This is a genomic window from Cytobacillus depressus (assembly GCF_008923245.1).
GTDB classification, from domain to species: domain Bacteria; phylum Bacillota; class Bacilli; order Bacillales; family Cytobacillaceae; genus Cytobacillus; species Cytobacillus depressus.
Window position 1 is genome coordinate 829,302 of record NZ_WBOS01000001.1, and the last position, 26,215, is coordinate 855,516.

The following is a 26,215-nucleotide window of genomic DNA, read 5'->3' on the forward strand; positions in this document are numbered from 1 at the left end:
TTTTTTATGAATATTTATAACGAAAAAGGCTACGCGCTAGTTACAGTTCTCCTAACAATCACTATATTTATGGTCATTACATTGACATTTGTGGCGCAATCAACAACAAGCGCAAAACAAAATATTGTCCTAGAAGAAAAATCAATATCGACTGCAAGAGCTGAAATGGGTATTACCTATATTGAGCAAGGAGTAAGAAATATTTATATAGAACAGGTAAATGAAGTAAAAAAACAGCACGAAAAAGATAATCCGAAAAAAACCTTCGATAAATATGCAGATATAATAATTGTAAATGTATACAACAAAATCAATTATTTAAACGGAGAAGTCAATACTAATAAAAACTTATTATTTAAAATTGAAAGCTTCAACTTAGCCAAGAATAGTGATGAAATATCATTGGCATTTACTAGTGACGGCCATAAAAATACTCCCATTACTGCAACAATAAAAATTAACTATGGGCTATTGCTAAATGATTTTACAAATAATATAGGTGGTCAGTTTACTAATATTCCAGTCCCACCAACTCCGAATAATAGTATTATTGAAGAAAACAACAAACATCTTAGTGAATATATTAATAAGAATGTCATTTTTCGTTATAAGCATGGTGTAAAAGTGAGCAATGGAAAACCGTTAAAAATAGAAAATGGAAGTGCCCATTTCACTACTGGTTTATCTTTTAGTGGGAATCCCTCCTCACTATATATAAGTGGAAATGCATTTTTCGACCAAAAAATAGAGTTTAATGGAAATTACGAAAAAGACAATTCTTTTTCAATCTGTATAAAAGGTGGTACATATTTATGGAATAATAGCACCAAAAAATATGAAGTATACTATATATCTAAAAATTCATGCTCCAATCCCGGAAATAATGGGAACAATCCACCTGTACAGCAAGTGGACCCTATCTCTATGTCAGTTTCATATTACGGCAAATCCTAGAACTCTTTAAGAAGGGGGTCGCCACTGTCTAATTCTTTAATTCCATTTTCAATCTTTAATCTTACATGCATTTCTTTTAAAATTTCTTCTAATGTCGCATTTTTTGGCAGATTATTTATTATTCAGATAACATCTTCTTTAGTACTCCATTATATTACCTCCTTAAATGTCTTACTAATTTTATAGTTAAATGACTATAAAATGTTAAGGTGGTTATCTTAACGTAGTCAAGACCCCCTAACCTATTGTAAGGGGGCCTTTTTTATCTACTCACTTCACATACTCCGCCACCCGATTTCTCCCCGCTCGCTTTGCCCCAACATACAAGGCTCTATCCGCATGGCGAATAAGGGCGAGGGGTTCGTCGGCGTCTTGTGGGGCGGTTGCGACTCCGATGGATGCGGTAATGTCGACGCGCTTTGTTTGATTGTTTTTACCGATATGCTGTTCGAGAATAAAGGGGTAATTAGAGATGGTTACTCTAATCCGTTCGGCAATTTTAAATGCTTCCCTTTTTTCGATATCAGGGAGCAGGATGACAAATTCTTCTCCGCCGTAGCGAGCGACAGTCCCTTGATCGCCAATTAAGCTTAATAAAAGGCTTGCGAATTGACAGAGGATTTCATTTCCGCTTTGGTGACCGTAAATATCGTTTACTGATTTGAAATGATCAATGTCTAGGATGACTAGAGAGATTTTATCTCTTTTCCAATCTAATAGTTTCTCAAACTCATTACTTAATAGATTGTCAAAGTAACGATAATTATAAAGCCTTGTTAATGCACAGCGCTCACTTTGCGCTTTAGTTTCTTCATAGTTTCTTGCATTTTCGATAGCGACAGCAAAATGTGAACAAAGAATATCGACGATCATGAGCTGGGATTTTTCATATGCACTTTTCCCAGTAGATGCAAGAAGAAGAATTCCGGTTACTTGGCTGTTGCGAACGATCGGAACGCATAAAACACTTTCTGCACTTTCAGGCATATACCCTTTGACAATCGTTCTCCATTCTTTTGCAGTACTATATAATGCTGCCTTTTTTTGCTTCCAGACGAGCCCGCTGATTCCCTCATTTTTTCTAAGCGGTTCTATATTGGAGGATACTTTTTTTCCTTTTTCAACTTGGCGGATTAAATGCAATTCCTCATCATCGACAATATCAAGAATATAGGCATAATCGACAGGCAGCATGTCCGGCAGTTTCTTTATGAATAAATCTAGTACTTCATCGATATATAGTCTTTCTGCAAGCTGGTGACCAATTTCTGCTGCATTTTGCAAAAGCTCATTAATTTTTTTACTAGAATAATAAAGATTCAATATGATAGAAAGACTGGCAAAAGGAATTCCGACAAAAAATAAAGCAACTAGCCCTAATTCTCTATACAATACGAAAAGTACGTACCCCATTGGGAACGTAATAATGGTCGTGATCGTTTCCCATACAAAATCGATCCCAAATGTTTCTCTTTTCCCTTTATAAATCAGAAAATTTATGACCCCAAAAAAGAAATGGTTAAGCACATAATAAAGAATCGGGTATAAAGGGAGAAGCCAGACGAATGAATGCAATGCTACAATATTAGAGCCGGAAGGTCCACCGAGTTCGTAATAGATAATCCCACTCAGGAAAGAAACAAGAAAAAACATGAGTGAATTTAATGGAACACGAAAAAGTTGTTCCTTTGACAATTTAACTCTTAAAAATAAAACGATCAATGTTAGCTGGACTAATATTATTTCAATAAACAAGCCAAATGTTAAGAAAACAGCCCATGAAACCCATTGTATTAAGAAAATGGGAGACCCATTTATGACCATAGGAGTGGCTGCTACAAAGAAAGCAAGGATTAGGAAAATAATAATATCTACTTCATATCCAGAAATTTGAGGCGGATAAAAACGATAGGTAATCCAAAGACCGATTGGACAAATGAGCAGCCATATTGCCCAAATTACTTTTTTCATTGTCGAGCTTACCATATATCCACCCCTCTGAATTAACAACATTAGGAAATTAATAATAAGAATATCTTATCAAATTTACTAAATAATGTCACATATCATTTTACTGCTAATTTCATAAGATAGGGCTTCATTTCGGATAAAAAGTATAATGAACCCGTAATCACGAGAACTTCATCCTCTTTTTGCGCCGAAATATTTTCTTCTATTGCACTTTTCCAATCCTTATTAAAAGTTTTATTGCTATTTTTGCTCATATCAAATAATGATTCTGCTTGAGCTGCTCTTGGGTAATTGAATTCGACAAATGTAATCTTATCTGCGATCGCATCTAATTTCATAATCATTTTGTCGAGTTTTTTATCTGCTAGAGCAGTGAAAATCAATGAAATTTTATTATTTTTATAACGGTTATTTAGTTCACTTACCAGCGCTGAAATTCCTTCTTCATTATGAGCTCCATCAATCACAATCGTAGGCTTTAAAGAAATAATTTCAAATCTTCCTGGCCAATAGGCTTTTTGAAATCCAGTGTAAATATGCTCGTCCTCGATTAAAAATGCATAGAACTTATTTAAGACTTCCGCAGCCATAACAGCCAATGCTGCATTTTCGGTTTGATGCTTACCTGCCATAGAAATTTCGAGATTATCCCATTCCTTATAAGGGGACTTTAGCGTAAAAACTTCTCCCTTTTCGGTAGAATGATGGGCTTTAATCGCCATTTGCTCGCCAAGTAAATAGATAGGCGACTTCATTTCGGCCGCTTTTTCTTTGATTACATTGATCGCTTCTTCTTGCTTAACCGCCGTTACGATACTGATTCCCGGCTTAATAATACCTGCTTTTTCAAAAGCAATAGCAGCATGTGTATCGCCGAGAATACCGGTGTGGTCAAGTCCGATGTTTGTAATGATTGAGAGAATCGGCAAAACGATGTTAGTAGAGTCAAATCTTCCCCCGAGACCTACCTCAAACAAGACAATATCTACTGGATTTACATTGCCGAAGTATTGAAAAGCCATGGCCGTAATAATTTCAAATTCTGTCGGACCACCGAGATCAGTTTTCTCTAATTCGACCGCAAGCGGATAAATGTCATTGGCTAAACGGACAATCTCTTCATCGCTTATCGGCACACCATTTAAGGAGATTCTTTCATTAAATTGCTCGAAATATGGGGAAGTAAACGTTCCTACCGCATAGCCCGCCTCCTGCAGGATAGAGCGCAAATACGTAACTGTTGAGCCTTTTCCGTTCGTTCCGCCAATATGGACAGATTTCATCCTTCTATCTGGATGATTCAGTTTCTCCATCATCCACTCCATTCTTTTTAGTCCAGGCTTGACTCCTAGTCTCAGTCTGGAATGAATCCAGGAAACAGCCTCTTCGTATGTTGTGAACATGATATTGCGCCTCCTATTTCGGTCACTTTTCAGTTATATCTGCTACTTTCACCATTATATCGGTCACTTTCGATTATATCGGCTACTTATAATCATTCTTATCTCATGAGGAAGACGAACCCAAACACTGGATTCGTCTTCTGCTAAATTATTCACCTTTTAATTCTTTAATGCGTGCTTCGACTGCAGCTCTCTTTTCACTGTAGTCCTTCTCTTTTGCTTTCTCTTCTTCAATTACTTTTTCTGGAGCCTTTTTAATAAAGCCTTCATTACCTAATTTCTTTTGAACACGCTCAACTTCTTTATTTAGTTTTTCCCATTCCTTCTGAAGGCGGGCAACTTCTTCTTCGATATTGATTAGGCCTTCAAGCGGAAGAATAATTTCTGCTCCTGTTACGATTGAAGTCATTGCCTTTTCAGGGATTTCAACGTCAACTGCAACCGTTAACTCCTCTGGATTACAGAAGCGCTCAATATAGCCGCGGTTATTTTCCAATGTTTTTTGAATATCTTCATCTTTTGCTTTCAAAATCATTTTGATTTTCTTGCTCATTGGTGTATTTACTTCTGCGCGGCTGTTACGAACAGAACGAATAATTTCAACTAATAGCTTCATTTCACCTGCAGCTTCTTGATCCGTGAATTCAGCATTTACCGTTGGCCATTCAGCAACCGTAATCGATTCACCAGAATGAGGAAGGTTTTGCCAAATTTCTTCCGTAATAAACGGCATGAACGGATGCAATAAACGCATTGTATTGTCTAAAACATAAGCTAGGATCGAACGTGTTGTTCTCTTCGCCGCTTCGTCTTCTCCATATAGTGGAAGCTTCGCCATCTCAATATACCAGTCACAGAAATCATCCCAAATGAAGTTGTATAGAACACGGCCAACTTCTCCAAATTCATAACGATCAGATAATCTTGTTACTGTCTCAATTGTTTCATTTAGTCGAGTTAAAATCCATTTATCTGCAACTGATTTTTCACCTGATAAATCGATTTCTTCATATGTTAAACCAGCCATATTCATTAAAGCGAAACGAGAGGCATTCCAAATTTTATTCGCAAAATTCCAAGTGGCCTCAACCTTTTCTATGCCGAAACGCAAATCATGACCTGGTGAACTTCCTGTAGATAAGAAGTAACGAAGAGAATCGGCTCCGTATTTGTCGATTACATCCATTGGATCGACACCATTGCCAAGAGATTTACTCATTTTCCGTCCTTCAGCATCCCTAACTAGACCATGGATCAATACATCTTTAAACGGTCTTTGGCCTGTAAATTCAAGTCCTTGGAAAATCATCCGTGATACCCAGAAGAAAATAATGTCATAGCCTGTTACGAGACAGGCGGTTGGGTAAAAACGTTTAAAATCTTCAGATTCAGTGTCCGGCCAGCCCATAGTAGAGAAAGGCCATAATGCGGAACTAAACCATGTGTCTAACACATCTTTATCCTGTTCCCAGTTTTCAATATCTTCTGGTGCAACACGTCCAACGTATACTTCACCAGTTTCCTTATGGTACCAAGCTGGAATACGATGGCCCCACCAAAGCTGACGAGAGATACACCAGTCACGAATATTTTCCATCCAGCGCATATAAGTATTTTCAAAACGGTCTGGGACAAAGTTTACTTTTTCCTCTTTTGATTGCAAAGCAACGGCTTCATCAGCTAATGGCTGCATTTTTACAAACCATTGTGTCGATAAATATGGCTCAACGACAGCACCGCTACGCTCAGAATGACCAACTGAATGCATATGCTCTTCAATTTTGAACAGTACACCTTGCTCTTGAAGATCCTTTACAATTTGCTTGCGGCATTCGAAACGGTCCAACCCATTATATTTTCCAGCTTTTTCGTTCATCGAGCCGTCCTCATTCATCACAAGAACACGCTCTAGATTGTGGCGATTTCCGATTTCAAAATCGTTCGGATCATGGGCTGGTGTAATTTTTACTGCACCTGAACCAAATTCCATATCAACATAATCATCGCCAACGATTGGAATCTCACGGCCAACGATCGGCAGCTTAACCGTTTTTCCGATTAAATGCTTATAACGATCATCTTCTGGATGAACGGCTACTGCAGTATCACCGAGCATCGTTTCAGGGCGGGTTGTGGCAATTTCAATATATCCAGAGCCATCTGTAAGCGGATATTTCATATGGTAAAAAGCACCTTGAACATCTTTATGAATAACCTCAATGTCAGATAGAGCTGTTTTCGTTGAAGGGTCCCAGTTTATGATATATTCACCACGGTAAATAAGTCCTTTATTGTATAAGGTTACAAAAACTTCACGAACAGCTTTTGATAGGCCTTCATCAAGGGTAAAGCGCTCACGTGAATAATCTAATCCAAGACCGAGCTTAGACCATTGCTGACGAATATGGCTAGCATATTCCTCTTTCCATTTCCATGTTTCTTCAACAAACTTTTCACGGCCTAAATCATAGCGGCTTTTGCCTTCCCCACGAAGTTTTTCCTCAACTTTCGCTTGAGTGGCAATCCCGGCATGGTCCATGCCTGGAAGCCATAGGACATCATAGCCTTGCATGCGCTTCATTCGCGTTAAAATATCTTGGAGCGTTGTATCCCATGCATGACCTAAATGCAGTCTTCCTGTTACGTTCGGTGGTGGAATAACGATCGTGTACGGCTCTTTATTTGCATCGTTCTTAGCTTCGAAAAATTTCCCTTTCAGCCACCATTCATAACGTCCTTGTTCGATTGATTGAGGATCATACTTTGTTGGCATCGTTAATTCTTTTGTTTCCATCTCAAATCATTCCTTTCAATTGAAATGCGGAAGTGCCTAGTTCAGCCCCGACTAGTACGTCCTATACGTCGGGGCTAGACACTGCAGCTAGACAGCATAAAAATAAAAAAACTCCATTCGCCATAAAAGGACGAATGGAGTATGCTTCGCGGTACCACCTTTTTTTCAATCAAAATAGAAAGGCGAAACTGGGTTCAATTAAAAAACCAGTCAGCAATCATTATTTTGATTGACTCTTAACTAGATAACGGATTTCCCGTCCTTCACTACTTGAATGTTCGTTCTTTCGCGAAAGAAGCTCAAGGGCGACCTTCCAACAGTTTTGCTTAGAAAACCTTTCAGCTACTAGTTTTCCTCTCTTAAAGCAAATAGCTATCGTACTCTTCCCTGTCTTTGCTGTTCATTTATTATATTCAATATAGTACCTATAAATAAGATAGTCGTCAATCATTATTCCCTTTTTATTAATGTATTATACGAACAGAGTGCTAGTTGGTGCGTCACTTTCGTCTCAAATTCATGACTCAAAAATGAAACATTTAGCATTTCTAGATTTCCACCATTCATTTAATCATTAAATTAGGCACTATCATTGAAGATTACACATAGAATGTAATGAGAAAAGTGTGAAAGGGGCATGTAAATGAGAAAAAGGTGGAATCCTCATACCTTGCCGCCGTGGTTACGAACGATTAGAGGAGCTTGCTGTCAATTTATTATTCCTTTTTGCTGTTTTCAAGGAATACGGGTGATTCTTTTTCCAACGACATTTGATGTGCTATTCCTAGCGATTTTGATTTTGCTTGCGGTTGCTTTTCATTTTGAATGGTTTTAGCCCAAAATCTATTCAATTTTGGGCTCCTTCGTTTGCTTGGGCTGCTGCTTCAGCCTGTGCCTTCGCTTGTTGCTTTTGCCTCTCAATTTCCTCCATTCGCATTAACACATACTCAGAATTTTTAATTAGCCAATAATGCTTTTGAAAATGCTGAAGGATTTTTCTCTCACTATGCCGGCTCGGATTTTTATAATATTTTTCTGCCGTGCGGATGACTGCTCCTGGATGGGCAAAATAGCTAGCGAAAAGCAGAAGCTCATCTTCTCGAAGAGGGAAATACTTCAAATACATATAAATCCACTCGATGCAATCTTCAGCTCTTTTTGGAAAAGTCTTTAATGACCGTGATAGGAAAGGCAAAATATCATGAATAGGAGAGCCTTGTCTTGCCTGTTCAAAATTCGAGAAATACCCATAGCCCCTTTCATCGTATAAAAAATGATCAGTAGAGATTTTTCCGTGAACTGTGACAACCCGCGCCTTTTCATCATCCTTCGTTTTTTCATACCAAGCTTTTAGATTTTTAATGGAATAATTTAATGCCTGTTGAATGTCATTATATGAAAGCACGAACATTAATTCAAAAGGTGACATATACGTTCTTTGCTCACAAGCTTCCATAAAGCCCTCTAAAAAATCCTGATGCTTTTCCCATTCTAGCAAGGTTTTTTCATAGTGATCTGTTCGATCCTCTTTGTTCACTTTAATATCATTTGTTGATAAAGTGTGAAGCCGTGCTAATTCGCGAAAGAGCTGATGATGTCGCTCATGCCCTTTTTCATTTTCTTCGTTCACTAACCAGGGCATTAGATAATATAGATTATGTTCATGTAAAACACCATATCTGCCATCAATCGTAGGAAATATAGGAACGATGCGGTTATAGCCTTTCTGGTACAATGATTGGATATGCTTGACGAAATCCCCGCCTTGCTTTGGATTAATTTTCTTCAAAGCAAAAACGCCTTTATTGGAATAAACCTTTTGGATTTTGCCGAAGTTCTCGACAAAATGGGGTTCGATTGCATAATTTTTCAAAATGGGATACACCTTTTCTAAACGATTCTTCTCATACATAAGAATCACTCACTTTCATAGAAAAGCGTAAGCGCCTTGGTCACCCCCGACAAGCACAAGACAAGCCTCTCGGGAAGGTGAGCTTTACCTTTCTGAGAGGATTGGCTTGTGACCTCGAGGGGGTAGGTGCTGGAGCTAGACAAATAGAAAAGCGTAAGCGCCAAAAAAATAGCCGGGCAGGTTTGATGGTTACCTGCCCAGCTTGTTTTTTACATTATTTTTGGGCTACCGCAACTGGGATATAAAGGACCTGCCCTTCATATATATCTTGATTAATTTCCAAATGATTGACACTTAGCAGTCGATGGACTGGAATATCATATTTTTCAGCAATCATATGGACAGTATCTCCATTTTGGACGATGCACACTTTTAATTTGGCGATATTTTCCTCTGTTTTACGGGCAAAAAATTCTGTTAAGCTCATGCTTTTCTTTTTAGAAAGTAGCTTTTTCTTCTTTTTTTCTAATACTTCTTCTTTCTCAAGGATGGTTTCCTTCAATTCATAATCGGAGCTTTCCTCCATCCCTCCGAACTCTTGTTCAGATGAAGATTCAACAACTTTACTTTCCACTAATGAACTTTCTTCGGTCTTCGGCATCTTATAAATTTCTTGTGCAGAAGGAGGTAAATGTTCGCTTCTATTGTCTTTAAAAGAAACTTCCAACATTTTCTTAACCTTTTCCTCTTTATTCTCATCTTCTTTGCTTGCACGAGTTGTTATTTCTTCTTTATCATCAAATAAGCTTGCCTGTTTTCTCGCTTCAGCTTCAAACTCTGTATAAATTTCATTTTCTTGTTCTTCATCAGTATGATCTTCTTCTACTTCCTCTGACGTCAAATTCAAGTCCGTTTCTGCCTTAGCGGGTGAACGATAAGTCGGCTCGTATTCACTATCTGCTTTAACTGTAGCATGTGTATGCTGCTGTTCCCCGTATATGCCCGAAATCGTTAAATTGGCCGTTAGCTTCAAGCAGCTTCTTTCAGGAAATACATAGTCAAAAGACTCTACAGAAACATCAATTTCATGAATGCTTTGAATTCGATTATACGGGATTGTAATATCTACCGGAAAGAAATGAGTAAATTCACATACACCCTCATCTCTTTCTTCCACAACTTGAATAAATTTCGGAGCAATAAAATTATTCTCTTCTTCAAATCCATCTGTTTCATATCGTTTATATTCACCTGATAGCTCAAGTGCTCCTTGAATCGTTACATATTGGTCATTTTCTTGAATGAGTATATCCGGATCAAGGGAAATTGATAATAACTCTGACACTTCCTGTCCTTTTTGAAACCATACAGATTCCTCTAAAGAAAATCGTAAACACGATGGGTTTCCTTGAGACAAAGCGACTCCTCCTTTCATAACCTTCACGTTTAATCACTATGTCATTTACACTTTATGAGCCTGTTAATTTTTTTATGATTGAAAAACATAAAAAAACACCCATCTATACATAGATGGGTGTCAGTATATTTATCCTCTTAACTTTGAAAAAGCTATTTCAGCTGCTTGCAAAGTTTTTTCAATATCTTCATCACTGTGTGCTGTTGATAAGAATAATCCTTCAAATTGAGAAGGCGGGAGGAATACTCCTTGATTTGCCATTTCCCGATAATATGAAGCAAAATAATCAAGATTCGATGATTTTGCCTTATCGTAGTTAATAACATCTTCATTTGTAAAGAAGAATCCGATCATGGAACCTGCGCGATTAATCGTACAAGGAATCTCATATTTTTCAGCAGCTGCTTTAATACCTGCTTCGAGAATGTCCCCTTTTCTTTGGAACTCTTTATAAGAGTCTGGAGTTAGCTGAATTAAAGTTTCATATCCGGCTGTCATCGCTAATGGATTTCCAGACAATGTTCCTGCTTGATAGATTGGGCCGCTTGGAGCAATTTGTTCCATAATTTCAGCCTTTCCACCATAAGCACCAACAGGAAGTCCACCGCCAATAACTTTACCTAAGCAAGTAAGATCGGGAGTAACATTGTAATAGCCTTGTGCACAATTATAGTCCACACGGAAACCTGTCATTACTTCGTCAAAAATTAAAAGAGCGCCGTATTGAGTTGTGATTTCTCTTAACCCTTCTAAAAAGCCAGGAAGCGGTGGGACAACTCCCATGTTTCCAGCAACAGGCTCGGCAATAATACAGGCGATATCTTCACCGAATTGCTCAAACGCGAATTTAACACTTTCAAGATCATTATAAGGAACCGTAATCGTATTACTCGCTACGCTTTCAGGCACTCCTGGGCTATCAGGAAGTCCAAGTGTAGCAACACCAGAGCCGGCTTTAATAAGCAGGGAATCGCCATGTCCATGGTAGCAGCCTTCAAATTTTAAAATTTTATTGCGTCCAGTATACCCACGTGCCAATCTTAACGCACTCATCGTTGCTTCAGTACCGGAAGAAACCATACGAACAATTTCAATGGAAGGAACTCTTTCCTGTACAAGCTTAGCCAGTTCATTTTCTTTTATAGTCGGTGCTCCAAAGCTTGTTCCCATTTCAGCAACCTTTTTAATGGCTTCAACGACACGATCATTGGAATGTCCTAAAATTAGGGGGCCCCATGATAATACATAATCAATATATTCATTGCCATCAATATCGTAAATTTTTGATCCTTTTCCTCTTTCCATAAAGATCGGATCCATTTTGACTGATTTAAATGCCCGAACAGGAGAGTTTACTCCACCTGGCATTAATGTACTTGCTTCTTTAAAAGCCTGAATTGATTTTTCGTAAGAGCGCATATCATCCCTCTTCTCATTTATTATTATTGATTCCGCAGCCATCTTGCTGCGTCTTTTGCGTGATAGGTGATGATTAGGTCACAGCCTGCACGCTTCATGCCAACAAGCATTTCCATAACAATTCTTTCTTCATCGATCCAGCCGTTTTGCGCAGCTGCTTTTACCATGGAATATTCGCCGCTCACATTATAAATGACAAGTGGCAAGTTAATATTATTTTTCACATCACGGACAATATCAAGATAAGGCATTCCCGGTTTAACAATGAGGAAATCTGCTCCCTCAAGTAAGTCTGATTCAGCTTCACGCAAAGCTTCCATTCGGTTAGCAGGGTCCATTTGATATGCTTTTCGATCGCCAAATTGTGGCGTGCTGTCTGCAGCATCGCGGAACGGACCGTAGAACGCAGACGCATATTTCACCGCATAAGACATAATCGGAATATGTTCAAATCCAGCTTCATCAAGGCCCGTACGAATCGCAGCAACGAATCCGTCCATCATATTAGACGGGGCAATGATATCGGCACCAGCCTTAGCTTGGCTTACAGCCGTCTGCACTAGTAATTCAAGTGATGGGTCATTTAAAACTTGTCCATTTTCAATCACGCCGCAATGGCCGTGGCTAGTGTATTCGCACAGACATGTATCGGCAATAACGATTGTCTCAGGATATTTCTCTTTAATCAATCTCGTCGCTTCCTGAACAATTCCATGATCGTGATAAGCCTGTTTTCCACACTCATCCTTCTCAAGGGGAATCCCGAATAAAAGAACAGATTTAATACCTAAAGAAACAACTTCATTCATTTCCTCTTCTAAATGATCAAGGGATAAATTATAAATCCCTGGCATCGAGGAAATTTCTTTTTTTATGTTATGACCTTCAGCCACAAAAATGGGATAGATAAAATCATTTGTACTTAAATGATTTTCTCGAACTAACGCTCTCATATTAGGGCTTTGGCGAAGTCTTCTATGGCGTGCGAATTGAATATCCAATGAACTCACTCCTATTTTTTCTATTTTTGTTCTTGTAAGTATTCAATGATGCTTACTAACATATCGTCTACAGTGTACGTTTTTGCTTCACAATGAACTTGTATCCCGTACGAATTTATTCTATCTCTTGTAATTGGACCGATACAGCCGATTATACAATCATTAAGCTTATGAAAAAGCTGGTTTTCTTTCATTACTCTCATAAAATGATCGATTGTTGATGGACTTGTAAAAGTAAGAATATCTATCTTCCCAGCGGAAAACTTTTCCCGCAATTTTTTAACGCTCTCATGTGGAAAAAAAGTTTCATACATTATAACCTCATCGACATGGGCACCTTTTTCAGTTAAGGCTGTATAAATAATATTTCTAGCTAAATTCCCTTTAGGGATTAATACCTTCATTCCCGCTTCAGCAATAGGGAGAAATTGTTCCACAAATGCTTCCGCCACATATTCCGTTGGGACAAAGTCCGCATGTAAACCGGCAGCTTGCAAACAAGCTTCTGTTTTTTTTCCAATGGCCGCTATTTTGGGAAGGCTACTTTTTTGTGAATCATTTAGATAGGAAAGAAAGGTCTCTACCGCCACATTGCTTGTAAAAATAATCCAATCATATGTATGCAAATGCGCGATAATTGATAGAATCTCTTCTGTTACCTGAACAGGCTTGAAGGCAATGAGAGGGATTTCAACTGGAATTCCCCCATAGCCTTCGATAAGAGCAGAAAATGATTTCGCCTGCTCCTTCCCCCTAGGAATCAGAACTGACCTTCCTTTTAAAGGAAGGTCCAGGGCCTCGCCTTCACCGGTCATTCGCCCTCCAGCTCCTTTTTCACTTGATCAATTAAGTCTTTCGCTCCTTGTTGAATCAAGCTATTTGCCGCTTCAATCCCAACTTCCTCAGGATTTGCGCCTTTTACTTGCTCAGAGTAAATAATTTTTCCGTCAGGTGAGCCTACAAGGCTTGTTAAGACAATTTCATCTTGTTCATTAAGCTCTGCATACCCTGCGATCGGCACTTGGCAGCCACCCTCCATTTTGTGAAGGAATGCCCGCTCTGCTCTTACAGTTGCTTCTGTGTTCTTACAAGTAAATTTGTCTAACAGACCACGAAGCTCTTTATCATCACTTCGGCACTCGATTGATAATGCCCCTTGACCAATAGCTGGCAAACAAATATCTGGATCTAATAATTCTGTTACTACATCACTCGCCCAACCTAAGCGTTTTAACCCGGCAGCAGCTAAGAGAATTGCATCATACTCTTCCGTTTCAAGCTTTGCTAGTCTTGTATCTACATTTCCGCGGATCCATTTAATTTCTAAATCCGGACGACGTGCTAATAGCTGTGCTCCTCTGCGCAAGCTGCTCGTACCGATAATTGCACCAGGCTTCAAGTCTTCAAAGCGAATATGACCTTTTGAAATAAGCGCATCCCGATGATCTTCTCTAGCGGGAATACAACCAATCATCAAGCCTTCTGGAAGAATGGCCGGCATATCCTTCATACTATGTACAGCCATATCAATTTCCTTATCAAGCATGGCCATTTCAATTTCCTTTACAAACAAACCTTTTCCGCCGACCTTTGAAAGTGTCACATCTAGAATGCGGTCCCCTTTAGTCACAATTTCTTTTACTTCGAATTCAAACGAAGGATCAATTGCTTTTAATTGATCAATCACCCAATTTGTTTGTGTCAAAGCAAGTTTACTTCTCCGTGAACCTACAATAATTTTTCTCATGACTGCCTCCTACATTATGAATACCAGAAATGGAATGATGATAATGAACCAAATAAAAAGAAATTAATTAAAACAATGAGAAAGGAAGCAATATTCCATAATGCTAATTGCTTTCCGGCAAGCCCTTTGCCTACTTTTAAATAAAGATAAATACTGTATACAACTATAACAACAAAGGAACCAATTACTTTGGAATCGTACCAAATCATATGTGGCACCTTTAAGTAAGCCCACTGGATTCCTAATATTAAGCTAATCATCAACATCGGCACACCAATAACATTCAGTACGTACGACATTTTATCCAGCTTTGATAAATCCGCTAGCCTTAATAGACGTGCTCCCCATTTTTTTCTTTTTAAAAGATCATACTGAATTAAATATAATATGGAAAAAACAAAAGATAAAGAAAAGGCTCCGTATGACAAAATGGCTACGGTAATATGAATAAACAGCAATTCAGAAATGAGCCTCTGTGCCATCACCGATGATTCGTATTGAACGGGTGCAAATGTATGAATGGCCATTATGATAAATCCTAGCACATTCGTAAAAAAAACAATGAAATCTACCCGCATAAAGCGGTTAATAGTTAATGATAATGTAATCAGTACCCAAGCATAAAAATATAAACCTTCAAAAATCGTAAGGACTGGGAACCTGCCTGTTTTCACCATATAAAGAAATAAAAACACCGTTTGCAAAAGCCATACAAATGCAAGTAACCAGAAGGCCGCTCGATTTGCCTTCCGGTTATGCTGTAAAAAGTCAATAAAGTATAATAAGACACTTAAGGCATACAGAACTACAGTCACTTCATGCAGCCGTGTCATAAATATATCAAACATAGTCAGAACTCCTGTTAAGATTGAAAGGAAGCCTGTGTTATGTGAGCGCTAGTTTTTTGCGATTCGGCTACTGCTGTCAATTTCCGCTCGGAAACAAGTTCTTCAATATTAAAGATTTTCATAAATAAATCTAATTCCTTATCAGCATCTCTTCCCCCAGCTATTTCTTTTGCCTGTAAAATAGGATCCTTTAAAAGCTGGTTGATAATACTTTTTGTATGTTTATTTAGTACTTTCTTCTCGCGATCACTTAAACTAGGCAGCTTTCTTTCAATGCTTTCCATTGTTTCCGCTTGAATCGCTAGTGCTTTTTCCCGCAATGCAGAAATAACCGGAACGACTCCTAGCAAATTCAGCCATTGTTTGAATTCAACAATTCCCTCTTCAATCATAAGCTGAATAATTGCGGCGGCTTTTTTACGTTCTTGCAAGTTTGCTTCTACAATTCCTTCAAGGTCATCAATATCGTATAGGAACACACTATCTAATTCAGCAAGCTTTGGATCAAGATCACGAGGGACGGCGATATCCACCATGAACAATGGTTTCCCTTTTCTCATTTTCTCAGCGGTAGCCATCATATCCTTTGTAATAACGAAACCCTTCGCTCCAGTTGAACTGATCAAAATATCCGCTTCGATTAAAGCGCATTGCAGCTCTTGAAGTGTTTTTGCCTTCCCTGAATAGCGGCCTGCTAAATCTTGAGCCTTCTCAAAAGTACGGTTAATAACCGTTACTTTTTTTGCCCCATTCGCATGCAGGTTTTGAATAGCAAGCTCACCCATTTTACCGGCTCCCAAAATAAGAACATGCTTATTCTCAAGTGAACCAAAAATTTTCTTCGCTAATTCTACTGCTGCATAACTGACAGAAACAGCATTCGCACCAATTTCTGTTTCTGAATGGGCTCGTTTCGCTAATGTAACCGCTTCTTTAAATAGATGATTAAATACAGTGCCAATCGTTTGATTTTCCTGTGCTTGTAGAAAACTTGTCCGGACCTGTCCTAAAATTTGTGTTTCTCCAAGAATCATCGAGTTTAATCCACATGCGACATTAAATAAATGCTCAATTGCCCCTTCTTGCTCATATATAAACAAATAAGGAGAAAATTCTTCTTTCTCTATTTGAAACCATTCAGATAAAAATTCTTTAATATAGTAACGGCCTGTATGAAGCTGATCAACAACAGCATAAATTTCAGTCCGATTACAGGTTGACAGAATAACATTCTCTAATATGCTTTTTTTGTTCTTTAATGTTGTCATGGCATCTGTCAGTTGTGTTGGGTTAAACGTCAATTTTTCCCGAATTTCGACAGGGGCTGTTTTATAATTTAGACCAACAACTACGATATGCATTAAATGGACCCCCCAAATTAATAGCACGCTATAATATTATTGTAACATTAATATCTCATGAATTTATGCGAAAATGTGAACAGATCTTGAACTCCTATGGTAAAATATTCAGTAATATTAATTGATATGAATATAAGTTATTCAATTTGTTCTTTTCGACAAATTACTCCCTTATGTACAGTACCAAAAAAAGGAATAGATTCAAGTGAACCATATTTGGAAGCGGTGTTAATATGAAAAATCAGAGAATATTTCCTGGAATTATTCTTATTGGCTTTGGAGCCTATTTCTTTCTCCAACAATCGAATATCACTATGTTGCAGCCCTTTTTTACATGGCCGACTTTATTTATTATTATTGGCCTAGCCTTTTTATTTCAAGGATATGGAGCAAAGGATTATCACGCCATTCTTCCCGGAGTGATATTAACAGGCTTTGGCCTTCATTTTCATGTCGTTAATCGGTTAGACATTTGGCCGGATCATATCGGAACCTTTATTTTAATTATCGCTCTTGGCTTTTTACTGCAGCATCAAAAGACGAGATCTGGTTTATTCCAAGGCATCCTTTTTTTAATTTTAGCCTGTCTGTTGCTGTTTTATGATCGGATCATTATTTGGTTTGGGCTGTTAGAAAATGGTGTATCCACAGCCTGGAAGTTTTGGCCAGCCATCTTTATTCTGGTTGGAATCTATTTTCTCTTGAGAAAGAAATAGAGAGATAGTCTATATTATTCCCTAATTTGTTTTTCTATTATACAAAGTTATAGCTGAAAAACCCCGTTGCTCATCTGCAACGGGGTTTACGTTTACATATAACTTTGTAACACACTCCACGCTTCATCTTTACCTTGCCCTGTTTCGGACGAAAAGAGGATAAGATGATCTGTTGGATCAAGGTCTAACGTTTCCTTCGTAATTTTTATATGCTTTTGCCATTTCGATTTTGGCACTTTATCAGCCTTGGTCGCAATAATGACACATGGTAATTCGTAATGCTTTAAGAAATCATACATCATAATATCATCCTGTGTCGGTGGATGACGTAAATCAACAATTAACACAACAGCTTTGAGTTGTTCTCTTGACGTTAAGTACGTTTCAATCATTTTGCCCCAGGCTTCTCGTTCTTTTTTCGAAACCTTAGCGTAACCGTAACCTGGTACATCGACAAAGTGCAAAATTTCATTAATAAGGAAAAAGTTTAAAGTTTGCGTTTTTCCCGGTTTTGATGAAGTTCTTGCTAAGCTTTTTCGATTTAACATTTTGTTTATAAACGAGGATTTCCCAACATTGGATCTTCCTGCAAGCGCAAACTCAGGTAAAGCCTCACCAGGATATTGGTCAGGCTTTACCGCACTTATCACGATATCTGCTGAATTTACTTTCATACCTCTGCATCTCCAATCAGTGCATGCTCTAATACTTCGTCGACATGGGAGACAAGCACGAATTTAAGCTCCTCACGGACGCTTTCTGGAATATCTTCAATATCTTTCTCATTATCCTTTGGAAGAATGATTTTTGTTAAACCAGCTCGATGAGCGCTAAGTGTTTTTTCTTTTAGACCGCCAATTGGCAGCACGCGTCCCCGTAAGGTAATTTCTCCTGTCATACCTACCTCTTTACGTACTCGTTTTCCGGATAGTGCAGATACGAGTGCAGTTGCCATCGTAATCCCAGCGGATGGACCATCCTTCGGCACAGCTCCCTCCGGAACGTGAATATGAATATCATATTTTTCGTGAAAATTCTCTTCGATGCCTAGCTCATTCGCTTTTGAACGAATATAACTGAATGCGGCTTGAGCTGATTCCTTCATCACATCACCAAGCTTTCCAGTGAGAACGAGCTTCCCTTTCCCTGGTGAAAGAGATACTTCGATTTGCAATGTATCCCCGCCAACAGTTGTATAAGCAAGTCCTGTTGCCACTCCAACCTGATCTTCAAGCTCGGCCTGTCCATAACGGAATTTCTCTTTTCCTAAGAAATCCTCGACATTTTTTTCTGAGATAATCACTTTTTTCTTCTCGCTAGAAACGATAATTTTAGCAGTTTTTCGGCAAACGGTTGCAAGCTGACGTTCAAGTCCGCGAACTCCCGCTTCTCTTGTATAGTAGCGCACAATTTTTTGAATTCCGTCCTCGCGAATTTGCAGCTGTGCTTTCGAAAGACCATGCTCCTTTATTTGTTTAGGTAGAAGATGATCTTTAGCAATATGAATTTTCTCTAGCTCCGTATAGCCAGCAATCGTAATGATTTCCATCCGATCTCGTAATGGTCCCGGAATAGTTGCTAAATTATTCGCAGTTGCAATAAACATTACTTTTGAAAGGTCATATGTTTCTTCAATATAATGGTCGCTAAAATTATTGTTTTGTTCCGGGTCTAACACTTCAAGCATGGCTGAAGAAGGATCGCCGCGAAAGTCGCTAGACATTTTGTCAATTTCATCAAGTAAAAATACAGGATTAATCGTTCCTGCCTTCTTCATTCCTTGAATAATTCGGCCTGGCATCGCACCTACATACGTTCTTCTATGCCCGCGAATTTCCGATTCATCGCGTACCCCGCCAAGTGAAATGCGCACAAAGTTTCGGTTTAATGAAGTCGCAATGGAACGGGCGAGACTCGTTTTCCCAACTCCTGGCGGTCCTGCAAGACAAAGAATCGGGCCCTTTAATGAATTGGTCAGCTTTTGAACAGCCAAATATTCTAGTACACGTTCTTTCACTTTTTCAAGACCGTAATGCTCATCATTTAGGATGCGTTCAGCTTTATGAATATCTAAATCATCTTCCGTTGCCTTGTTCCATGGGAGCGAAAGGAGCCATTCAATATAATTGCGGATCACGCCGCTTTCAGCCGAGCTTGAAGGAATTTTCTCATAGCGGTCAAGCTCTTTTAAAGCTGTCTCTTGAACATGCTCTGGCATGCCAGCTTTTTCGATTTTTTCGGTAAGCTCGGCAATTTCCCCCGTCTTGCCTTCTTTATCGCCTAGCTCCTTCTGAATAGCTTTCATTTGCTCCCGCAAATAGTATTCCTTCTGGGTGCGCTCCATTGATTTCTTGACACGCTGACCGATCTTCTTTTCTAAATTTAATACTTCTTTTTCATTATGAATGATTTCAATAACCCGATTCATTCTTTCCTTTACATCGAAGGTTTCTAAAATAACTTGCTTTTCCTTCAGCTTTAAAGGTAAATGAGAAGAGATAATATCTGCCATACGCCCAGGTTCTTCAATATCAGCAACTGCTGAATATGTCTCTGCAGATACTTTTTTTGATACTTTTATGTATTGTTCAAAATATTCTAGCATAGTCCGCATTAACGCTTGATCTTCAACATCTTTTGTTATTTCTTCATCGAAAACCTCAATACTCACCGAATAGTGATCTGGCTCATCCTTAAAATCAATAATTTGCGCTCTATTCAATCCTTCAACTAACACACGAATCGTACCATTAGGTAGTTTAAGCATTTGTTTCACACGTGTCAGAGTACCTATAGTATATAGATCGTCTTCTGCTGGTTCATCTATTGATATTTCTTTTTGAGTAGTTAGGAAAATCAAATGGTCTTCTACCATCGCTTTTTCAAGAGCTTGAATGGACTTTTCACGGCCAACATCTAAATGAAGCACCATAGTCGGATAAACAAGCAAACCCCGAAGCGGTAGGAGGGGGACGATGATTTCGCTCTTTTTCGCCATAACTAGGAAGCACCTCCAATTACATATCTTTCATTAGCAAAATTAGCTAATATTTTCTTTGTCAATTCTAACTTATTTAGATCATAGTGTCTAATTTAAAAAGCGGAAGCCTATAGGAACGCCGACTAAGTACCGCCACGTCCTGTGGGGAACATCGACATCAGCACATCCTGTGCAAGTCCGACAGGCATAAGACAGGCCAGCGAGAAGGTTGTTCTTTAACCTTCACCTTCTTGATGGACTGGGGCTTATGACCTCTAGGTCGACAAAACCGCGACGTCCTGTCGCATTGTCGACACTAGTACTTCCTGTACGTCGGGGCTAGCCGCTCCTCCTAAAAGCTATCGCTTTTAGTCGTGCGATGATTATGTCGCCGAAGCTTGCCTTGTGAAGCTAGAAAGCCGAAAATCGGAAGCGACTAGACATAAATAAAACTCCGGCTATGCATTCGAAAAGCAAGCCGAAGTTTTACCATCTAAATGCTTTCTTTTTTTGCCAATTCGATTGAAGCAGTGATGGATTGTTCTTGATGAAAGTTCTTAAGCAAGGCTAAGTCAAAAACTTCATTCAAATGGCTTACAGGGACTATTTTTATACCGGTAATTTCTTTTAATATGGATTGCATATTTTCTTTTGGAATGATCACAGTTTGGGCTCCGGCTTTTTTGGCTGCTTTTACCTTCGGATACACGCCGCCAACCGGTTTGACATGCCCATGAATACTGATTTCTCCTGTCATGGCAACCGTATGGTCAATTGGGTATTTATAAATAGCCGAATAAATTCCCGTCGCCATAGCAATCCCTGCAGATGGACCATCGATCGGAACACCGCCGGGAAAATTCACATGAATATCATAGTCATTCGCTGGAACCCCCATCGAACGAAGAACGGTAATGACATTTTCAATCGACCCTCTTGCCATACTTTTTCTGCGAATCGATTTCCCTTGTCCGCCGATACTTTCTTCCTCTACGATACCCGTAATATTAATACCGCCCTTTTCCTTGGCCGGGATTACGGTTACTTCTATTTCAAGAAGTGCCCCAGTATTTGGACCATAGACAGCTAAACCATTTACAAGACCAATTTCAGAGTCGGTATTAATTTTTCTTTCCATTCGAGGACTTAACTGGCTAGATTGAATGACCCATTCAATCTCTTCATCCTTTATGTAATTTCGCTCTTCCGTAATCGCAAGTCCAGCAGCAATTTGAATCATATTAACGGCTTCACGACCATTCCGTGCATGAGATGCCAAAATGGTTAAGCCGTTTTCACTAATTGAAAGCTTCACTTTTTCAACTGCTTTTCTAGCTACATCTGCTACTTCTTCTTCAGCCAACTCACGGAAAAACACTTCCATACATCTGGATCGAATAGCAGGCGGAATTTCATTCGGAGTCCTTGTTGTTGCTCCAATCAATCGAAAATCGGCTGGCAACCCGTTTTTAAAAATATCATGAATATGATTTGGAATTTGTGTATTTTCTTCGTTATAATAGGCGCTTTCTAAAAATACTTTCCGATCCTCTAATACTTTTAACAATTTATTCATTTGAATAGGATGAAGCTCCCCAATTTCATCAATAAATAGGACGCCTCCATGTGCGTTTGTAACCGCTCCTTGTTTCGGTTGAGGAATTCCGGCTTGTCCCATAGCCCCGGCTCCCTGATAGATAGGATCATGAACAGAACCAATTAACGGATCTGCAATTCCTCTTTCATCAAAACGGGCGGTCGTTGCATCTAATTCAATAAACACAGAAGCAGGGTTAAATGGGGATTTTGCCGATTTTTTCGCTTCTTCCAAAACTAATCTTGCTGCAGCTGTTTTCCCCACCCCAGGCGGTCCGTAAATAATGACATGCTGAGGATTTGGACTGCAAAGAGCTGCTTTCAGTGATTTTATCCCATCTTCCTGGCCAACGATATCAGCAAAACTTGATGGACGAACTTTTTCTGCTAAAGGTTCAGTTAAAGAGATGGATCTCATCTTTTTCAATTGGTCCATTTCTTTTCTCGACTCTCTATCAATTGAAACTTTTTGTGTGCGTTGATTTTTAAGCAAATTCCAGAAATAAAGGCCAATAACTATTCCGAAAAACAATTGAACAAATAAAACGATCCCCGTCCAACTCATTCTTTTCCCTCCTGCAATCTAGTCTCGGTGGATATATGCTAGTATCTCCCTCACAGAGTTGGAATAAACAATTTTTTGCTGTAAAAAACTGGAGAGAATTTGAATAATGGGGTCGGGTATAAAACTTAAAACCCATTGTCCGAAAAAGCTTCTTTTTGGCCGGCTTGGTAAATGGATTGGGATTCCTTTGACCATGGAAGACTATTTTTCGAAGTCTCGGTAAATGAAATGCGATTACTTTGACCATGGGAGACTATTTTTCGACGGCTCGGTAAATGAAATGCGATTCCTTTGACCATGGGAGACTATTTTTCGACGGCTCGGTAAATGGATTGGGACTCCTTTGACCACGGGAGACTATTTTTCGACGTATCGGTAAATGAAATGGGATTCCTTTGACCACGGGAGACTATTTTTCGACGTATCGGTAAATGGAATGGGATTCCTTTGACCGTGGGAGACTATTTTTCGACGACTCGGTAAATGGATTGCGATTCCTTTGACCATGGGAGCCTCTTTTTCGACGTCTCGGTAAATGAAATGGGTTTCAACAACATCAAAAGCCAAACCCATTAAGGTTTGGCCTTTTCTTTTTCTATTTAAGCTGAAGTTCTTTCTTCTTTCACGATTGTGCCATCTTCAAGAATAAGCTTTGGTGAAGAGTTCTCTGTGATTGTTTCCTTTGTGATGATACATTTTTTGATATCATCACGGGATGGTAAATCAAACATCACATCAAGCATAATACCTTCAATGATGGAGCGCAGACCGCGTGCACCTGTTTTGCGCTCAATTGCTTTTTTCGCAATTTCTACTAATGCCGCTTCTTCAAACTCAAGTTCAACATCGTCAAGCTCAAGCATTTTTTGATATTGTTTCACTAAAGCATTTTTCGGCTTCGTTAAAATTTCAATTAACGCTCCCTCATCAAGCAGGCCAAGACTAGCAATGACTGGAAGACGTCCAATGAATTCCGGAATTAAACCGAATTTTAATAAGTCTTCTGGAAGGACTTTAGTTAATAAGTCTTTTTGGTCCACTTCTTCTTCTGTCGTTGTAGAACCAAAACCGATAACTTTTTGACCTAAACGGCGTTTAATAATTTGTTCAATGCCATCAAAGGCACCGCCACATATAAATAAAATATTTGTTGTATCAATTTGGATAAATTCTTGATGAGGGTGTTTACGGCCACCTTGAGGCGGTACGCTTGCAACAGTCCCCTCCAATATTTTTAATAACGCCTGCTGAACCCCTTCACCAGAAACATCTCTTGTTATCGATGGATTTTCTGATTTACGGGCCACTTTGTCGATTTCATCGATATAAATGATACCTTTTTCTGCTTTTTCTACATCATAATCGGCTGATTGAATAAGCTTTAGAAGAATGTTTTCAACATCCTCACCAACATAACCTGCTTCTGTTAATGATGTCGCATCCGCAATTGCAAAAGGAACATTTAAAATTCTGGCCAACGTTTGCGCTAATAATGTTTTTCCGCTTCCAGTCGGTCCAATCATACAAATATTACTTTTGAAAAGCTCAACATCATCGATTTTACTATTGGAATTAATACGTTTGTAATGGTTATATACAGCGACTGATAAAGATTTCTTCGCTTGATCCTGACCAATTACATATTCATCAAGGATATCACGAATCTCAGCCGGTTTTGGCACATCCTTAAATTCAACTTCTTCTTCAGTTCCAAGCTCTTCTTCAACGATTTCTGTGCAAAGCTCTATACATTCATCACATATATATACGCCAGGACCAGCTACAAGCTTGCGCACTTGATCCTGTGTTTTTCCACAGAAAGAACATTTTAATTGTCCTTTTTCATCACTAAATTTAAACAAATCCTTCACCCCTCGAAAAACTTCAGTTCGTAATTTGATTGTGTGAATCATATGCAAACAGTTAAGTAATTATTTCTTTTTATTTCAATTATCTTCTTAGTTATGTATTGCATTGTAACATATTTTTATATTGGACAGGAAATGAAAACACTTGTGAAGTAGTTAGTTCTTACTAGCTCACTTATTTGCCCAGCTTAGCCTTCCAATTATGAATTTCCGCATGCATAGAGGATTCACACAAGACATTGGTAAATTATATTCCCAATAAGTTAAGCTTAACCATTATTGATTAAATTAAATCGATTAAAAGTATCCATTTCTTTCATATGTAAGGTATATTAAAGCTCTTATGTCAATATGTATATATCTATTTTACAAAACAAGGCACGATTGGATCGCGCCTTGTTCTTTTGGTCTCACTTATTAAACTGTCTTGCTGTTTTCCACTAAGAAGTCTACTGCTTTTTTGATTTGAAGATCTGCTTTCACACCTTCTAAGCTTCCTAAAGCTTTTTCGATGCTTTCAACTGACATGTTGTACATTTCAGCCATTTTGTTTAGCTCTGCAGTTACATCTTCGTCTGTTGCTTCGATATTTTCTGCTGTCGCAATCGCTTCAAGAGTTAAGTTCACACGTACGCGATTTTCTGCTTCTTCTTTCATTTGACCGCGTAATGCATCTGAATCTTGGCCTGAGAATTGGAAGTAAAGGTCAAGGTTCATTCCTTGCGTTTGAAGACGTTGTTCGAATTCTTTTACCATACGATCAGTTTCAGTCTCAATCATAACAGCTGGAAGTTCAATTTCAGCATTTTTTGTAGCCTTCTCAACTACAGTGTCTTGAACAACATGCTCAGCTTCATGCTTCTTGCTTTCTTCTAAGCGTGTTTTTACTTTTTCTTTAAGAGCGTCTAAAGTTTCAACTTCTTCGTCTACATCTTTAGCAAACTCGTCATCTAGAGCAGGAAGTTCTTTTGATTTAATTTCATGAACAGTTACTTTAAATACAGCAGGTTTGCCAGCTAGCTCAGCAGCATGATACTCCTCAGGGAATGACACTTCAACATCCTTAGATTCGCCAGCAGCTGTTCCTACTAATTGTTCTTCAAATCCTGGAATGAATTGTCCAGAACCAAGCTCAAGAGAATAGTTTTCAGCTTTTCCGCCTTCAAATGCTTCTCCATCAACAAAGCCTTCAAAGTCCATAACAACTGTATCGCCATTTTCAGCTTTGCCTTCTTCTTTTACTGCAAGCTCAGCTTGTTTTTCTTGCATTGATTTAAGCTCGTTGTTTACATCTTCTTCAGTAACTTCTGTATTGAATTTTTCTACTTCAATACCTTTATATTCGCCAAGCTTAACTTCAGGCTTTAATGTAACCTTTGCAGTGAAGATGAAGCTTTTGCCTTTTTCAATTTGCTCAACATCGATTTCTGGGCGATCTACTGGCTCAATTCCAGTTTCTTCAATTGCACCTGCATATGCTTCAGGTAGAAGATAATCAACAGCATCTTGATAAAGAGATTCTATGCCGAAACGTTTTTCAAACATACCGCGAGGCATTTTTCCTTTACGGAATCCTGGTACATTGATTTGTTTTACTACTTTTTTGAATGCAGCGTCTAAACCTTCGTTTACTTTTTCTGCATCTACTTCAACTGTAAGAACTCCAAGGTTCCCTTCTAGCTTTTCAAATTTTGCAGACATGAATAGTTCCCTCCAACAATCT

At 38.7% G+C, this 26,215-nt stretch carries 19 protein-coding genes and 1 other annotated feature; of the genes, 3 read left to right on the forward strand and 16 right to left on the reverse strand.

What is annotated here, in order from left to right:
* The first annotated feature begins 6 nt into the window (after positions 1 to 6).
* Positions 7 to 954, forward strand: coding sequence for a hypothetical protein (locus F7731_RS04035; RefSeq protein WP_151533468.1), 948 nt, complete (start codon positions 7 to 9; stop codon positions 952 to 954).
* Between the two features lie 270 nt (positions 955 to 1,224).
* On the opposite strand, the gene F7731_RS04040 is transcribed toward F7731_RS04035, so the two are convergent.
* The 3 genes from F7731_RS04040 to F7731_RS04050 form a co-directional block, all read right to left on the reverse strand.
* Positions 1,225 to 2,940, reverse strand: coding sequence for a sensor domain-containing diguanylate cyclase (locus F7731_RS04040; RefSeq protein ID WP_151533469.1), 1,716 nt, complete (start codon positions 2,938 to 2,940; stop codon positions 1,225 to 1,227).
* 80 nt (positions 2,941 to 3,020) lie between these two features.
* On the reverse strand, positions 3,021 to 4,328 hold the full coding sequence (locus tag F7731_RS04045; protein WP_151533470.1) for a bifunctional folylpolyglutamate synthase/dihydrofolate synthase: 1,308 nt from the start codon (positions 4,326 to 4,328) through the stop codon (positions 3,021 to 3,023).
* Between the two features lie 148 nt (positions 4,329 to 4,476).
* Positions 4,477 to 7,122: a valine--tRNA ligase gene (locus F7731_RS04050; protein WP_151533471.1), complete on the reverse strand. Its 2,646-nt coding sequence runs from the start codon at positions 7,120 to 7,122 to the stop codon at positions 4,477 to 4,479.
* A gap of 123 nt (positions 7,123 to 7,245) precedes the next feature.
* Positions 7,246 to 7,525 (reverse strand) — a binding site (T-box leader).
* Positions 7,526 to 7,765: 240 nt separating this feature from the next.
* Between F7731_RS04050 and F7731_RS04055 the strand changes: the two genes are divergently transcribed.
* On the forward strand, positions 7,766 to 7,957 hold the full coding sequence (locus tag F7731_RS04055) for a hypothetical protein (protein WP_151533472.1): 192 nt from the start codon (positions 7,766 to 7,768) through the stop codon (positions 7,955 to 7,957).
* Between the two features lie 12 nt (positions 7,958 to 7,969).
* Here the strand turns inward: F7731_RS04055 and ysxE are convergent, their stop codons facing one another.
* From ysxE to hemA, 8 genes are all read right to left on the reverse strand, one after another.
* Complete coding sequence (gene ysxE / locus F7731_RS04060) at positions 7,970 to 9,034, reverse strand: spore coat protein YsxE (protein WP_151533473.1); 1,065 nt, start codon at positions 9,032 to 9,034, stop codon at positions 7,970 to 7,972.
* A 214-nt stretch (positions 9,035 to 9,248) separates the two neighbouring features.
* The gene (gene spoVID / locus F7731_RS04065) at positions 9,249 to 10,391 is read right to left on the reverse strand and encodes a stage VI sporulation protein D (RefSeq protein ID WP_151533474.1); all 1,143 of its coding nucleotides are present in this window, start codon (positions 10,389 to 10,391) and stop codon (positions 9,249 to 9,251) included.
* A 129-nt stretch (positions 10,392 to 10,520) separates the two neighbouring features.
* Positions 10,521 to 11,810 (reverse strand): glutamate-1-semialdehyde 2,1-aminomutase, encoded by a 1,290-nt coding sequence (gene hemL / locus F7731_RS04070; protein ID WP_151533475.1) that lies wholly within the window; start codon positions 11,808 to 11,810, stop codon positions 10,521 to 10,523.
* 23 nt (positions 11,811 to 11,833) lie between these two features.
* Positions 11,834 to 12,811: a porphobilinogen synthase gene (gene hemB / locus F7731_RS04075; protein WP_151533476.1), complete on the reverse strand. Its 978-nt coding sequence runs from the start codon at positions 12,809 to 12,811 to the stop codon at positions 11,834 to 11,836.
* Between the two features lie 20 nt (positions 12,812 to 12,831).
* Entirely contained in the window at positions 12,832 to 13,626 is a 795-nt protein-coding gene (locus F7731_RS04080; protein WP_151533477.1) for a uroporphyrinogen-III synthase, read from the reverse strand.
* Positions 13,623 to 14,558, reverse strand: coding sequence for a hydroxymethylbilane synthase (hemC, locus tag F7731_RS04085; RefSeq protein ID WP_151533478.1), 936 nt, complete (start codon positions 14,556 to 14,558; stop codon positions 13,623 to 13,625). The genes F7731_RS04080 and hemC overlap by 4 nt, the downstream gene beginning before the upstream one ends.
* A gap of 14 nt (positions 14,559 to 14,572) precedes the next feature.
* Positions 14,573 to 15,406 (reverse strand): cytochrome c biogenesis protein, encoded by an 834-nt coding sequence (locus tag F7731_RS04090; protein ID WP_151533479.1) that lies wholly within the window; start codon positions 15,404 to 15,406, stop codon positions 14,573 to 14,575.
* Between the two features lie 14 nt (positions 15,407 to 15,420).
* Positions 15,421 to 16,767 (reverse strand): glutamyl-tRNA reductase, encoded by a 1,347-nt coding sequence (hemA, locus tag F7731_RS04095; protein ID WP_151533480.1) that lies wholly within the window; start codon positions 16,765 to 16,767, stop codon positions 15,421 to 15,423.
* Between the two features lie 233 nt (positions 16,768 to 17,000).
* Here hemA and F7731_RS04100 point away from each other — a divergent pair, with 233 nt between their 5' ends.
* Positions 17,001 to 17,483 (forward strand): LiaI-LiaF-like domain-containing protein, encoded by a 483-nt coding sequence (locus F7731_RS04100; protein ID WP_151533481.1) that lies wholly within the window; start codon positions 17,001 to 17,003, stop codon positions 17,481 to 17,483.
* Positions 17,484 to 17,575: 92 nt separating this feature from the next.
* Here F7731_RS04100 and yihA read toward each other — a convergent pair whose 3' ends face one another.
* The 5 genes from yihA to tig all read right to left on the reverse strand — a co-directional run bounded on the left by yihA (position 17,576) and on the right by tig (position 26,193).
* Positions 17,576 to 18,157 carry a ribosome biogenesis GTP-binding protein YihA/YsxC gene (gene yihA / locus F7731_RS04105; RefSeq protein ID WP_151533482.1) on the reverse strand — a complete coding sequence of 194 codons (582 nt, stop codon included), beginning with the start codon at positions 18,155 to 18,157 and terminating at the stop codon, positions 17,576 to 17,578.
* Positions 18,154 to 20,481: an endopeptidase La gene (gene lon, locus F7731_RS04110; protein WP_151533483.1), complete on the reverse strand. Its 2,328-nt coding sequence runs from the start codon at positions 20,479 to 20,481 to the stop codon at positions 18,154 to 18,156. Before lon ends, yihA begins: the two co-directional genes overlap by 4 nt.
* A 475-nt stretch (positions 20,482 to 20,956) precedes the next feature.
* Positions 20,957 to 22,624: an ATP-dependent protease LonB gene (gene lonB / locus F7731_RS04115; protein ID WP_151533484.1), complete on the reverse strand. Its 1,668-nt coding sequence runs from the start codon at positions 22,622 to 22,624 to the stop codon at positions 20,957 to 20,959.
* A 599-nt stretch (positions 22,625 to 23,223) separates the two neighbouring features.
* Positions 23,224 to 24,486, reverse strand: coding sequence for an ATP-dependent protease ATP-binding subunit ClpX (gene clpX, locus F7731_RS04120; RefSeq protein WP_151533485.1), 1,263 nt, complete (start codon positions 24,484 to 24,486; stop codon positions 23,224 to 23,226).
* A 423-nt stretch (positions 24,487 to 24,909) separates the two neighbouring features.
* Complete coding sequence (tig, locus tag F7731_RS04125) at positions 24,910 to 26,193, reverse strand: trigger factor (protein ID WP_151533486.1); 1,284 nt, start codon at positions 26,191 to 26,193, stop codon at positions 24,910 to 24,912.
* Positions 26,194 to 26,215: the final 22 nt, after the last annotated feature.